General features: G+C 34.3%; 11 protein-coding genes. 5 read left to right on the forward strand and 6 right to left on the reverse strand.

The window, feature by feature from the left end:
- Together B2145_RS16210 and B2145_RS16215 are read left to right on the forward strand one after the other, a co-directional pair.
- Nucleotides 1-279 (forward strand): GIY-YIG nuclease family protein (locus B2145_RS16210; RefSeq protein WP_291104608.1); only part of this gene is annotated, 279 nt, incomplete at its 5' end.
- A 335-nt stretch (nt 280-614) separates the two neighbouring features.
- Nucleotides 615-1,097 (forward strand): hypothetical protein, encoded by a 483-nt coding sequence (locus B2145_RS16215; protein ID WP_291104610.1) that lies wholly within the window; start codon nt 615-617, stop codon nt 1,095-1,097.
- Between the two features lie 99 nt (nt 1,098-1,196).
- Here B2145_RS16215 and B2145_RS16220 read toward each other — a convergent pair whose 3' ends face one another.
- Nucleotides 1,197-2,306 (reverse strand): glycosyltransferase family 2 protein, encoded by a 1,110-nt coding sequence (locus tag B2145_RS16220; protein WP_291104613.1) that lies wholly within the window; start codon nt 2,304-2,306, stop codon nt 1,197-1,199.
- A gap of 10 nt (nt 2,307-2,316) precedes the next feature.
- Nucleotides 2,317-3,288 (reverse strand): hypothetical protein, encoded by a 972-nt coding sequence (locus B2145_RS16225; protein ID WP_291104615.1) that lies wholly within the window; start codon nt 3,286-3,288, stop codon nt 2,317-2,319.
- Nucleotides 3,289-3,365: 77 nt separating this feature from the next.
- On the opposite strand from B2145_RS16225, the gene B2145_RS16230 reads away from it, so the two are divergent.
- The 3 genes from B2145_RS16230 (at nt 3,366) to B2145_RS16240 (ending at nt 5,891) form a co-directional block, all read left to right on the forward strand.
- Nucleotides 3,366-5,138, forward strand: a complete 1,773-nt coding sequence (locus B2145_RS16230; RefSeq protein ID WP_291104619.1) for a WG repeat-containing protein — start codon at nt 3,366-3,368, stop codon at nt 5,136-5,138.
- Nucleotides 5,139-5,141: 3 nt separating this feature from the next.
- On the forward strand, nt 5,142-5,693 hold the full coding sequence (gene ruvC, locus B2145_RS16235) for a crossover junction endodeoxyribonuclease RuvC (protein WP_291104622.1): 552 nt from the start codon (nt 5,142-5,144) through the stop codon (nt 5,691-5,693).
- A gap of 66 nt (nt 5,694-5,759) precedes the next feature.
- Nucleotides 5,760-5,891 carry a hypothetical protein gene (locus B2145_RS16240; RefSeq protein WP_291104661.1) on the forward strand — a complete coding sequence of 44 codons (132 nt, stop codon included), beginning with the start codon at nt 5,760-5,762 and terminating at the stop codon, nt 5,889-5,891.
- Between the two features lie 79 nt (nt 5,892-5,970).
- Here the strand turns inward: B2145_RS16240 and B2145_RS16245 are convergent, their stop codons facing one another.
- From B2145_RS16245 to B2145_RS16260, 4 genes are all read right to left on the reverse strand, one after another.
- Nucleotides 5,971-8,859, reverse strand: a complete 2,889-nt coding sequence (locus tag B2145_RS16245) for a glycosyl hydrolase 115 family protein (RefSeq protein WP_291104624.1) — start codon at nt 8,857-8,859, stop codon at nt 5,971-5,973.
- 76 nt (nt 8,860-8,935) lie between these two features.
- Entirely contained in the window at nt 8,936-10,441 is a 1,506-nt protein-coding gene (locus tag B2145_RS16250) for a rhamnogalacturonan acetylesterase (RefSeq protein WP_291104626.1), read from the reverse strand.
- A 19-nt stretch (nt 10,442-10,460) separates the two neighbouring features.
- Nucleotides 10,461-13,325 carry a glycoside hydrolase family 2 protein gene (locus B2145_RS16255; RefSeq protein WP_291104629.1) on the reverse strand — a complete coding sequence of 955 codons (2,865 nt, stop codon included), beginning with the start codon at nt 13,323-13,325 and terminating at the stop codon, nt 10,461-10,463.
- 20 nt (nt 13,326-13,345) lie between these two features.
- A complete protein-coding gene (locus tag B2145_RS16260) occupies nt 13,346-14,644 on the reverse strand; it encodes a rhamnogalacturonan acetylesterase (protein ID WP_291104631.1) in 1,299 nt (432 codons plus the stop codon).
- Nucleotides 14,645-14,736 lie beyond the last annotated feature (92 nt).

Below are 14,736 nucleotides of genomic sequence, written 5' to 3' on the forward strand. Positions count from 1 at the left end.
TATCGTTTTTTCAGGACTAGACAGAATCTTATGTTTTACGTTTATATTTTATATTCAAAATTCTATAACCTTTATTATAAAGGATTTACTACTGATATTTCTAAAAGATTAGAGTATCATAATTCAGGAAAAAGCATTTATACTTCAAAAACAGATGATTGGGAGTTGGTTTATTGTGATAAATTTGAAACAAAACGAGAAGCATTAATTGAAGAAAAAAGATTAAAAAAGTTGAATAAAGCATCAATAGAAAAAATCATTTCAAATTATATGCCCTGATAAATCGATAAAAGGTTTAGCAGTTAGACCAATGATCTCGTCTTTTGGGACGAGACCACTTTTGTGGATGGCTTTTTTGATTTAAGGCTGTTTCTTCATCGGCTAAATTTCCTTAATCTAAGAGGAAAAAGGCATGCTTTTAGGTGTGCATCCTATTTTAAAAAGGTGTGCATCCTATTTAATTCTTTAACAACACAAAAAAAGTCAAAAAACTGGGATTATGTCCAAAACTTGTGAGCTAACAAAAATTATGTGTAAATTTATTTTTAGTAATTTTGGAAATTAAAACAGTACTTTTAAACAAAATTAAAACCGCATTTGTTTCGTTATCGAATATGAGAAAAATAATTCTAATATTACTTTTACCGCTGCTACTTTTTAATTCCTGTCAATACTTCAACAAGCAAGTGCCTTCAGAAAAGGAATTGTTGCAAAAGGAATTGAATTCCATCAATTGGAAAGAAGTAGACGAGTTTCCATCGGTTGTTGGTTGTGAAAAAATAGAAAACAAAATACAACGACAGCAATGCTTTTTTGAGTATTTGACTCAATTAATCCAACAAAAATTGAGCGTCGACACGCTATCGATTCTGTATCCTGAACTTGACACGATTGAAGTGAAAGTCACCATTTTTCCTAATGCAACGATGCAATTTGAACCCCAATTCCCAAAAGATTCCGTGGCTTACGACACCATAAAAATCGACAGTATTCTAAAAGCTCGTTTGGTCGATTTTCCAAAAGTGAATCCGGCCATCAAACGCGGAATCCCGGTAAAAACACAATTTATTTTGCCCGTTATTCTCAAAGTCGAGTAGTTTTTTCAGAAGCTATTTCCATCTGTTCACTATATCTTTTTCTTTTTAAAGAAAAAAGAAAAAGGATGCCGTTTCCATCTGGGCTAGGGATTTTGCAATCTAAAACCGTCTTCCCTTCCATTCGTATTTTCCAAACAGCGAATACAAAGCCACGCTCACGCTGAAAAACGGGTACAATAAACTGCTCAAAATCAAATGGCGCATTCTGGTTTTGGTCAAGAAATGGTTCGCTTTGTAAATCAAAATGGAATCAACAGCAAACTTTAAAAGGGATAACAGGAACATATTTTGAAGCGGAATCAAACCCGAAAACCCAATCCCGATAGCTATCGGGACCAAAACCCAACACAGGTTTCCCCCAAAGACAACCAGTCCTAAACCAATCCCAAATCTACTTTGATACGAACCCGTTTTCGAAGCCCAACGTACTCTTTGGTAAAATAAGGATTTCCAGTCATTCAGCGGTTTTGTGATTATAATGTTGTTTTCGGATTTCAAATAATGGACTTTTACAGGAAACCGTGATATTGCTTTTTGTAACAAAAAGACATCGTCCCCGCTTGCGATTGTGTCATTTCCATCGAAGCCATTCAATTCTTGAAATAACGATTTGGTATAGGCAAAGTTGGCGCCATTACACATAAAACCTTTTTTCAAGCCAAAACTTCCAATGGTCGCACCTTGCAAGCTCGCCAAATCCAATTGCTGAAAATGATGTAAAAAGGAATTTTCGCAATCATAAGTGACTGCGCCGGCAAGCATCGAAACGTCATGAAGCTGAATGTAATTGTCCAATGTCAATAACCAGTTTTCATTGACAACGCAATCTGCATCGGTGGTAATGATCCAGTCTGTTTTTATGGTCTGCATTGCCGTCAATATCGCATCTTTTTTGGGTGAATTCGAAACCCGAATGTTCTTTAAAATGGAAACTTTAAACTTTAAACTTTGAACTTCAAAACCATCAGAAGAATCATCATCAACCAGAATCACCTCAAACAAATCATTCGGATAATTCAATTTCGATAAACTATCCAAAAGCTTTGGCAGATTTTCGGCTTCATTCCGAAAAGGAACGATAATCGAAAATTTATTTTTTGGCTTTAAGCCAAGGTATTCAAAGGAATTTACTTTTGTGAAACCATAAATTAAAAGTGCAATAGAAACCGCATAAATCAAAATCATTGAAAATAAAACAATCGTAATCATAATTATTTTATTAAGTTACGTCTCCCTCTCCTTTGGAGAGGGTTGGGGAGAGGATTTTATAATTCATCACGTAGTAACTGCCAATAATTACTGGTAAAACAACATTCAAAAACCACATCAAGGTTGAAATAAAAACCACAATCCATTCGTTGACACCAAGAATCCCGAAGAAATAAACGGCAACACTTCCCTTTACGGCAAAATCCAAAAATTGAAATGTAGGCAATGAAGACGCCAAAAAATATACACTTGCAATGGTTGCCATCATTGTTAAATAAGGTAAATCAACATCAAATGCCAAGAATAGAAAATAGTATTGATGCGAAAAAACCAGATAACGGCAAATGGCCAAAAAGATATTTTTTTGATGAATCGATTTTGGAATTTCGTTAATCTTATGAATTAATTTTTCGATGGAATAGCCTTTGACCGTGATTTTTTTTAAGCCAAAAGTGACCAGAAACAGGAGGAAAAATAACCCAAAAAGTATCGCTACAGTTTTGGTTGTGATAACATTGTAATTTGCATTGAAGTACAATAATCCAAAAATCCCAAAAACAATCGATAAAATCATCTGGATTCCGTTGCAAATCAAATTTAGGAAAATGATTTTTTTGGTGTAAATTTTCTCGAAAAACAACGCTTTTCCGGCATATTCACCCACACCATTTGGAGTAAATAATCCAGCGGTCAAAGCGCCAAGGACTTGTTTGGTTGCTTCGGGCAATGCCATTTTATGTAGATAAGACACCAAGTTTTGCCATTTCAATATTTCGAAAAAACGGTTCAAAATACTTAATAACAACAGGAAACAGATTCCTGTAACCGACTGATTTTTTTTGAACAGAATGATGAATTTTTCCCAATCCAGCTTGTCATTATCCGCCAGTTGGTTGTAAATAAAATAAAAGGCGCCCCCGGCAATCAAAAGTTTGATAAGAAGTACGAGGAATTGTTTAGCTTTGTGGGATATTGAAATCATTGCTGCAAAATAAAGAAATAATACTATTAACCACTAATTGTTTACTAACAATTGAATAAGGTTTATTTATATAAAATATGAAAAAGGATATTATCAAAATATTTTTTGTAATGTTTATGATTGTTTCTTGTAACAAGAAAGAAAACATTATTAAACCTATTTCATATGTAAGAATCTCTGATAGTGATTCTTGGGGGTTTACTGATAATAATGGAAAAGTTATTATTCCGTTGGGGAAATACACATTCTTAAATCCAATTGATGAAAAAGGGATGATATTTGCTCAATACGGCAATAAATATGGTTACATTGATATAAATCAGAAAGTAATTGTTCCTTTTGAATACGATCAATTAAGTCTTTTTAGTAATGATTTGGCATCTGCAAAAAAGAATGAAAAATTTGGATTTGTAAATAGGAAAGGTCTTGTTGTAATTCCTTTTCAATATGAAAATGAAAGCTATTTTCAGAATTCTGGTTTAGCAATGGTACAAAGAAATAATAAATTTGGTTTTATCGATAAATCAGGTAAAGAAATAATTCCTATAATTTATGAAAAAGTAGGTGAAACTACATTAGACAGCCTAGTTATTCTGTTTAAATATAATAAATGGGCTTTTTTTACGAATAAAGGTCAGCCAATGACAAATTTTATATATGATGAAATCGGCATAACAAAGAGAGTTGTAAATAATCAAGATGAATTAACTTTTTCTAAAAACGGCCTAATATTGGTTCGTAAGAACGGACAAATAGGGTATTTGGATAAAAATTTGAAAAAAGTCATACCCTTCGGAATTTATAGTTTTGGAGAAAGATTCAATCAGAATAGATTAGCTATTGTTTCAAAAAACAATCATTTTGGTATCATAAATGAATACGGAAATGAAGTTATAAATATAGAATACGATACGCTTGAACATCCCGAAAGAGATTATAATAAATCCAATACTTTTGTGGCTAGGAAAAACAATTATTATGTTTTATTTGACGAAAAAGGAAAAAAAGTAGCCGACAAAATAAAAGAATATTCATTTGATAGAATTACTATTAAAAATGTAAATGAGAGCATCTATATTATTCAAAATTTATCTGGGAATTTTGGAATGATAGGTGATAATGGAAAAGTTTTAATTCCTATAATTTATGATGAAATAGAACCGTTTAGAGGGCAAAGTAAAACCGTTGTAAAATATAAAGACAAATATGGATTAATAGATTCAAACAATAAAATAATTTATCCCACAGACAATGATTACATTGAATCGTATAAAGATCAGAATTATTATATTATAAAGAAAAAGGATAAGGTTGGAATTATAGATAGAAATCTAAAAACAATATTTGATTTTGTGTGTCAAGATTTATCACCTTGTTTTTATGATAAAGCAAATCGATTTATAGCAAAACAAAATGATAAATATGGTGTAATAGATAGGTTAGGAAGAGTAATCATTCCTTTTGAATACAGTGAGATGTCAAATTGGGTTGAATATGGACCAGGTTTTGATTATCATTTTGTTACAAAAAACAAGAAAAAAGGATTGATTACTAAAGACGGTAAAGTGGTAATTCCTTGTGTTTATGATAGCTTATTTTACAAAAATAACAAAACAATTATCTTATCTAAAAACGATAAATATGGTGTGATAACAATTCAAAACAAACCTATTATTCCTTTCATTTACGATAAGATTTTTGTAGATTTTTCTGATTTAGAAAAGAATGGTAATGAATTCTATGTTTTAAAAAACGGAAAGTATTTTGTAATAGACAACAAGAATAAAACAATTAGAAATAACGTTTCTAAAAAAGAGATTAAGAAGAAATTTTTCTATTATAATTTATAAATTTTGGCAAACGAACGCATCATATTAGGAATCGACCCAGGAACCACGATTATGGGTTTCGGTTTAATCAAAGTAGTGGGGAAAAATATGCAATTTATTCAACTCAACGAATTGCAATTGTCCAAATATGACAACCATTATCAAAAACTGAAAATCATTTTCGAACGCACCATCGAGTTAATTGACACCCACAATCCTGACGAAATTGCGATTGAAGCGCCTTTCTTTGGCAAAAACGTACAATCGATGTTGAAGTTAGGCAGGGCGCAAGGCGTGGCAATGGCGGCGGGACTTTCGAGAGACATTCCCATTACCGAATACGAACCCAAGAAAATAAAAATGGCGATAACAGGAAACGGAAATGCCAGCAAGGAACAAGTTGCCAAAATGCTCCAGCAATTATTAGGCTTAAAAGAACTACCAAAAAATCTCGACAGCACGGATGGATTAGCCGCTGCGGTTTGTCATTTTTTTAATTCCGGAAAAGTGGTTGGCGCAAAAAGTTATACCGGTTGGGACGCTTTTGTGAAACAGAACCAAGATAAAATTAGATAATTTGAAAATGTGCCAATTTGAAAAAATTTTCAAGGATGGCTAAATTCATTTTCAAATTTTAGAATTATGTTGAGCAGATGTATGTATTTTAGAGCAGGAAAAGAAGAGGCTACCAAAAAATGGTCTATGCCAATCCATAATTGGGGATTAATCCTCAATCAGTTCTTAACTATTTATGAAAAAAGGGTTCAACTTTAATAAAAAAGTCAAACCCCATTATTTTTAAACTTACACACTTTTTAGGATAATGTCTTTTTATAATTTAGGCGTCAAAATTTTAATTAATAGTTTCAGGCAAGAGGGAATACGGCACAGGATTATTTTTATTCAAATTTATGTAAAAATAGTCCAATAAAACCCCCTCGTCAACCATATAGACTCTTAAAATATTCGTTCCTTTAGTTATTGATTGAATCGGGATTTTTTTAGTTGCTGTATTCGATAATACATTTTGTTTCCACTCCTCACTTCTTCCAAAAGATCTAAAATCAATTATTTGAATAGGCTCCTCATTCCATTTCACACCAATACGAACACTATGTTTATTTGTGATAGGATGCGTAGGTAATGCGTGTATGATTAATTCTGGATCTGGAAATACACCTCCAATATGGATTTTATACTCAAGATAAGGAGCTTCTTTGGCTAAATCATCTGTTTTTAGAGGAGTTGAACGTAATGGTTGCGCTTGCATTGCGGCTTTGCTATACCCTAAGCCGTCTACTTTTTCCCATTTGTAGGTTTCTTTGTTTTTTATAGCGGTGTAATTTTGAGCATTTATAATTACTTTATTTCCCATTTCTATAAAAGATTTTTTAGGAATGTCAATAGAATTAGAATCAATAATAACAGTGACTGCTTTTATTTTAGCCCCATAACTGATATTAAACTGGACTTTTTTGGATTGCTTTTTGTTCCATTTATTCCAATCAATGGCTATTTCAATCCGCTCATTATCAATTCCATTATTTTTCAAAACACCTTCCGCTTTATTGGCAATTACCCAATCAGGAACATTATTTAATTTCCAGTTTATTATCGTATCCTTTTTAAGAAAAACATCAATGAAATGGGATTGTAATGAATTAGGATAGTATGTTGGTAATACCAGTTCTTTTTCATCTGGTTTGTTTGTGTTTTCTGCCATTAGTCCAACGGCATCAATTTTAGTTTGCTGAAGAGGAATTTCTATTTTTGGAAGATCAAAAACAGGTAAATTTCTGGGTTTCATATCCATTATCCGATTCCATTTGCCGTTGGCCATTTGCGTATTATAGAATAGAGTCAATGCTTCTATTTCTTTATAGGAACTTTCTGCTTTTATAGCATAATCTTTGGCATTTAAGCGACCTTGTGATCCGTAAATAGTAGCCTTATCTGTATACAGAAACTTTTTATTCATTAACGAAGATGCTTTTACAGGATAATATACCAATTGATAATAACTGTCCTGCAGCATTTTAGGAATATTATTTTTTATGGCGCCAACTTGGTCTTCTAAAATTTGGTATTTATTCAAGCGCTGATTCATTTCATCTCCCCAAAAAAAGGCGTTATATGAAGTTTGTGAAACTTTTGTTATAGGCTCGGTTTGACTCCAACCCATAAATTCTGGCTTCCTTTCAAAAGCCAAATCATAATAAGACCATTCGATATCAGCAATTGCCTTCCCATTGCTTTTGCCAAAAATAGTGGCGTAAAAATTATTCATGTGAGTTTTGACCTTAGTTGGATCTTCAAAAGAATTGGCATCGTAAGCCATGTCCATAAAAAGTTGAATATTATATTCGGCAGGTTTTATATCACCTACATTCAAAATCCAAATTTCTTTACAGTTTGATTGGTAAGCTTTGATCATTTCTTCCCGTATCAATGCCGGATGAACCGTACTCAACCAAAGATAATCATGGGGTCTACCCCAGTAAGAAGCATGATAATAAACACCTCCACCCCCTGAGCGTTTCTGTTCTTCCTCATTGCTCAACCTTCTTATATATCCATAATTATCATCTGTCCAAACCAAGGTTACATCTTCGGGAACTTGTAATCCTTCATCATATAATTCTAATACCTCTTTATAAACTGTAAATGCCTGAGGAACTTTGGCTGCATTTGGGTTGATATATTTTTCAATTAATTTTCTTTGATCCTCTAAAACATGGGTCAATAGCTGAACTCCTTCTTTGTTATCCTTTACACCTTCCATTTCACTATCATGTACCCCTCGCATCCCCAAGGTATAAATAGCGTCAACATTCTTACTTTCTTTTACTCTGTCTTCCCAATATTGATATACCTTTTTTTGATTTGAAATGTAATTAAAATCTCCCATTGAATCTGTTTTCCATTCGTCTACATTGTTGCGTAACATAGGTTCGGCATGGGAAGTCCCTACAACAATTTGGTAAGCAGCCGCAATTTTAGCGTTTCCGGGATTTTTAAAAAAGGCATTAGTGCCCGGGTGCATAGCTGGCCAAATGGTATTCGCTTTCAACCTCAACAAAAGTTCAAATATTTTAGCGTAGGTTTTAGGTCCAATGTTACCCACTTCGGGTTCAAAAGTATGCGCTGCCCATGGGAGCAAGCCCCAATCTTCATCATTTAAAAATATCCCTCTATATTTAACCGATGGTGCTTTTGACCGAAATGAATTTTGGGTAAGCACCAATTCTTTTTGCTTGATAATTGGCACATCAGCCCACCAATACCAAGGCGAAACACCAATTCGTTCCGAAATGGCATAAACCCCAAAAGCAGTTCCTCTAGGATTTGTCCCTGTAACAATAAATGCTTTTTTAATTTGGGATGATGGTTTGTCAATAATCTTGAGGAGATAACTTTCCCATTGATTTTCAAACTCTTTAAAATCATTGTTTTTGTGCAAAAAAGAATTTACAAGTTCCGATTGATACTGCCCAATAACTATTACATTACCGGATACGGTTTCCTTATTTTTAGTAACTGATGGCTTAAACCCCGTAACTTTAAAAATATCCTCCGATAAAGAATAGGCCAAGATCGAATCTAATGCTATAGCACTATCGTATAAGATGGTTGCTTTTTGGTCTTTCTTGAAAATCTCAAATTTTAATGAAGCATCATTTTGAGCTCCGCTTTTTTGTAGGAACAATAGAATAAATAGAAACGACAGGATAGTGTTTTTCATATATAATTTTAAAAAAATTGGATATAATTATTCAAATTTAATTATATCCAATGGAGTTAAAATAGTAGTAATGATATTATTTTATAGGAATTTCAATATAATCTTTAAGACTACATTCTTTTATTTTTTTGATGCTTTCGGCTACCGAAAGGGCATTAAGATTTGCTCCTTCAAAATTAGTATGTGTATGGTCTTTTGGAAAAAATGCTTTTACTTTTTCTTTGCCCAAGGTTTCGTATTTCAAGGCTACAATTTCGTTTAAATCAATATAATAAGCGCCTCCTTTAGCCGCAGCTTCTTTAGACCAAGCTCCATACATATCGGCTCTGCGTTCTACTTTGTCATTCGGCCATTCGTTTCTGGGTGTCTGACTCAAAACGATTGGAATAGCTCCCTTTTCTTTCGCTTCTCGGATAAACTTTTCCATGTACCAACCAAAAGTATGAACTGTTTCTGTTAAACTATCGCGAACAACTTCTTGAGTTTCGTCTCCATTTCCTTTGAGCGAACCTCTGAATTTTTCTTTATCAATCGCTCCGGCATCATTATGTCCGAATTGTATTAGGATAAAATTCCCCGGCTCTAATTGATTTTTTACAGCATCCCAAAGTTTTTCAGAAACAAATGTCCGGGTACTTCTTCCTCCTCGAGCCTTATTGATAACGGTAATTCTGGTGGTATCGCAATAGGTAGGGAAGGCTACTCCCCAACCAATAGCCATTTCATTTTTGTTATCCGCCATTGTGGAATCTCCGATTAAGAATACTTTTTTCTTTGCAGGAAGTACAATTTTCGGATTTTCTAAAATGTAATTTTTTAAGGAATTGTTACTTTGTTTCAATTCATTGATGATTACCGAAGAAGAAAGTACAGCTCCTTTTGCAGAAGTATGGGTATGGTCGCGTTTGTAAAAATAGGTTCCGGTTACTTTTGCTTCACCCAACTTTTCCATTTCGATGGCCATTTTATCGTTTAATTCGATAAAAGTGACATTTTCCTGTTGTGCAATTTGCTTTGCCCACAAGCCGTAAGACTCATTGTTTCTGGGTACTTTTCCGTTTTTCCAATCATTTCTCGGGATTGGGGAACAGATTACAGGGATTGCTCCTTTAGACTTCGCTTCTTTTACAATTTTGCGAATATACCACCCGTAACTATGCACAATTTCATGCTTGCCGGTAAGCATATTATCAATTTCTTTTGTTTCTTCACCAATTCCTTTGATGGTTCCTCTGGCTCTGGAATTATCATTTAGAGGACCATCGTCGTTATGTCCAAATTGAATCAGTACATAATCTCCTTTTTTAAGTTTATTATAAATAGGCAGCCATAAACCTTTGTCCTGAAAAGTTCTGCTGCTGGTTCCGCCCAAAGCATGATTCGATACGGTGACTTTTGTGGTGTCTAAAAATTGACCAATATAATCGCCCCAGCCCCAAAGACCACCTTTACCATCGCCATTTCCATTCTTTACCGTGGAATCTCCAACCGTATAAACAGTAGGTTTCGTTTCTTGCTTTGCTGCAAAATTCAAAAAAAGCAGTGCCAAACATAGAACAGAAAATATTCGAATCAATTTCATATTTTAAGTTATAAATTTATTACTCGGATATTACTCTAAAATCAAACCATAGATTCATTTGGATGCCATCATCTCCTTTTTTGATTCGGATATTTGTAGGCTGACCATCCGGTCCTTGCTGAGACAATGGTTTGAATGAACGCATCCCTGGAATTTCATACATAAAAGAAATATCTCCTTCCGGAAAGTCTGGCTGTGGAAAAGTCCCTGGAAAAACATTCTTTGGTAAATCCGGAGTAAACAAGCGTAAAAAGACATTTTCAGATTCGCTAAAAACCTTAAATGAGGATTCACCAGCTTTAAGGCTTGCTCCAAATAAATTGGCATGATAGCCTTTAAATTCCGGGTAAATAAGATTTTCAAAACTTTCTCCAGTTATGGTGTTGTTATAATTTTTCTCCCAAACACCATAAGTAGTGCCTTTAATTCGGTTTTTCCAAACATGATAAGGACCTCTACCGAACCACTTGATACCCGTCACATCCTTTTCAGGAAAACTAAAAGTTATACCAAAATTACTAATTTGATCTTCGAAAAATGCACCATCAAAACCACCACCGTTCTCTCCATTTTTTAAAGCAACTAATTCCATTTTAAATCTTCCATCTGGATGCATAATCCATTTTATTGAATACAATCCACCAGAATATAATACCATACACACCGCATTTTCTCCTTCTTGCGAAAGTTGAACTTCTTTTACTTTTGCTTTCATTCCCACAGGACGTGGCCCTTTTGTTAGAGGAATTACAGAAGTCCCGTTTTTAACAGTCAAGATTTCACCTGTATTTGTATCTAAAACAACTTTTATATCTCCACCATTTAGCAGTACCTCATTAGCAGTACGAGTTGACGTTGCTTTGTTTTTAGTGTTTTTAGACAAAAGAAACTTATTGGCATAAAATTTAGCTTTATGAATAGGCCATGACCAAGTATAAATTTCTCTTCCGTGTTGATCTTGTGCGCTTATTTCTAAAAAATCGCCTTCAAAAAAATCTTTTGGAATATCAAAATGAATCTTACGAGTTTCGCCGGGTTCAATACTTGGAATTTCAATTTTTCCTGCTCCAATTTCCTTTGGAACGGCATTAGAATAAAAAATAGTATTGTCAGATTTCATTACTTTATATTCCATTCTACAGGAATTCAGATTACTAAAAATGTAATCATTAGAAATAAGAAAGGAACCATCAAAAGTATCTGTAATCTGTTTTGTTTCAAATTGGATTGGTGCCCAAACTTCTTTCACGGTATAAAAACTTCCTTCTCTTTCTCGGTGTGGCCCTACAATACCATCTGCTGCCAATGAACCTTTAGAATCAAATTTCATATCCCCGGTCCAATCGGAACGTTTCACCGCTTCATCTAAAAATGCCCACATAAATCCACCGGCAAATAATGGGCTTTCTTTATAATGTTTCCAGAAATCCTCTAATCCTGCTCCAAGTCCATTATCATAAGTACCATGCATAAACTCTGTTGGGAAAAATACATTTTCCCCACTTCCAAAACGATGTACTCCAGTTAAATAAGTAGGATAATGATGCGTATCCCAGCCATTAAAATCGGCCCAAGGATGGATTACGATTCTTTTTTGAGGATCAAATTGGGCGAAAACTTTATCTACTTCAGTATTCCAACCGCCTTCATTTCCATTATCCCAAATAATTACGGAAGGATGATTTACATCACGAGTCACCATTTCCTGCACCAATTTAGTTCCTAATTTAGTATCATACGAATTTTGCCAACCAGCCAATTCATTCAAAACAAAAAGGCCTAAAGAATCACAAACGTCTAGAAAATGCTCGTCTGGCGGATAGTGACTGCGCACGGCATTCATATTCATGTCTTTCAGCAAATTACCATCCAGCAAGCTAATTCGCTTACTCGTACTTCGTCCACCTTCAGGCCAAAAAGAATGACGATTGATTCCCTTCATTATAATTTTTTTTCCGTTCATATAAATGCCGTCCTGTTTTTTAAACTCTAATGTTCTAAAACCAATTCTTTTTTCAAGTTGGTGAAGTACTGTTCCGTTTTGTTTTAAAACTAATTTTAAATCATATAAATTAGGTGTTTCTGGCGTCCATGGTTTTACATTTTCCCATTTAGCCGCAATCTGATCTTGAATACTTCCTTTTTTGATTGGAAAACTAAAAGACTGGAATTTTTCTCCATCTGGTCCTTTTATTGTTGCCTCGACAACAGTGTTTTTTGGAATGTCTCTAAGATCCATATCAATGGTAATGGAACCATCCATTTTCGGATTTACAGCAATGTGCGTTATATGTGTTTTAGGCGCAACTTCTAACCATACCGGACGATAAATCCCTCCAAAAAGCCACCAATCTGCTTTGCGTTCCGCATTATTTACAGATGGATTTGCAGAATGTTTCGAAACATGAACCTCTAATAAATTTTTGGATCCAAAATGTAACAAAGCCGAAATGTCATACTTAAATTCATAAAAACCCCCTTGGTGTATTTCTCCGGCTAATTTTCCATTTATTTTTACTTCAGTATCTGTCATTGCACCACCAAAGGCAATGATGACTTCTTTTCCTTTATAATTTTGTGGAACTTCAAATTCATATTTATAAAACCCTTCTTCCTTGCTTGGTTCTTTTTCGTTGAGTTCTTTATACCATCTGCCATACGTATAGGTTCCAAAACCTTCTAACTCCCATTGGGATGGCACATTAATTTTCGCCCAAGTCTTGCTATTGTTCCCATCGGTGCAATAAAAATCCCATTGAACAGGATGTTCAAAATCTTTTCCGGACAGCAATATTTTTTCGGTTTGTTGAGCACTGCTGGTTAGAGTAAAAAAAATGGAAAGGATTGCTAATGCAATAGATCGAAAGGTTTTTTTTAGTAACATAATTTAATAATTCAAAATGATTAATTTCCATCGGGCTTTACAATTTCAAAACGAGAACTCATGGGTAGTGTCCAAGTGGAAATAGAATTGGGCTTTTTAGGGTTATAAGAAGAGGGGATTTGTTTGGTTATATAATGCTTTAAGGGAATGGTAAGATCTCTGATTCCTTTAATCACGCAAAGTGAAATTTCATTGGCGCCAAAACTATTAAAGTGTGTATTGTCGTCTAAAGCTTTGTCTTGTCCCGGGAAAGTATTCGCTGGGTATTGTACAAAAGCATTTCTGGACATTTCATCTCCCCAGCTTTCATATAATTGGGTCGACATTTGAGTAACATCAATGAGCGGCACATTCAATTTTTTTGCTACAGAACGCATGGCATCTGGAAAATCACCGTGTGTAGGTTTCAGTGTTCCGTTTTCATTAAAAAAGCGGCGTTGAGTTGGGGTAACCAAAATAGGAATTGCTCCTTTTTCTCTCGCCGTCTGAATAAATTCCGTAAGCAAATCCGAATACGATTGCCAAGGCCCATTTCCTTCCCCTTTTAATTTTTCATCATTATGACCAAACTCAATGATCATATAGTCACCAGATTTTATCACAGACAGAATTTTTTGCAACCGACCGCGCGCTTTAAAGGAGCTTAAAGATTCCCCTGAAGCCGCGTAATTCGCTATCACGACATCTTCATTAAAATATTGGGTAATTAATTGCCCCCAAGATGCCCAAGGCTCCAAATCCTGATCGGTAACCGTGGAGTCCCCTGCCAAAAAAACAGTGGTAACATCCTTAATGGGTATAATCTCAATATTTTGAATGGCAACAACGCCCAGAAATTCCAATGTAAGCTTATTGTCCCAATTGAGCTCGCCTATTTCTCTGTCCTTAAGATTGATAACGGTAGTGCCGTCTATTTTTGGTGTTCTTACATTTACATTAAAGGTTTTCGTGACTTGGCTTCCTTTTTTGATTGAAAGTTCCCCGACCATTAATCTTCGAGATTCCGCCTTTATTGTAATGTTAGTTTCTTTGTCTTCACTACCCATTGTAATCTTAACTTTGTAATTCCCTTCCAAAAGTTTTACTGAAAAGTAAGTGGGTTTTTCCGCAATAAAGGCAGTATTATTGATTTGTATATTTTGAGCAGTATTAAAATCGAATCCATACCCTACATTTGAATCATAGATTAATTGAGAATCAATGAGTGTGCCTTTTGTCAATTTTTGCTTACTCCCAAAATAAAACAATTGGCTATTAGCCGAATTTTTGGAAGGAGTTAGCGTCTTTTCTTTAGCATTAGATTCTTGATTTTTTGGCATTAAACAATGAGAATGCATCGAAAAAAGCTCGCCAGGCACATAACACAAAAAAACAAGCAATAATAAGCTTCTAATCTTTATCAATATTGTGA

The sequence above is a fragment of the Flavobacterium sp. UBA5153 genome, from assembly GCA_002413745.1.
Lineage (GTDB): Bacteria > Bacteroidota > Bacteroidia > Flavobacteriales > Flavobacteriaceae > Flavobacterium.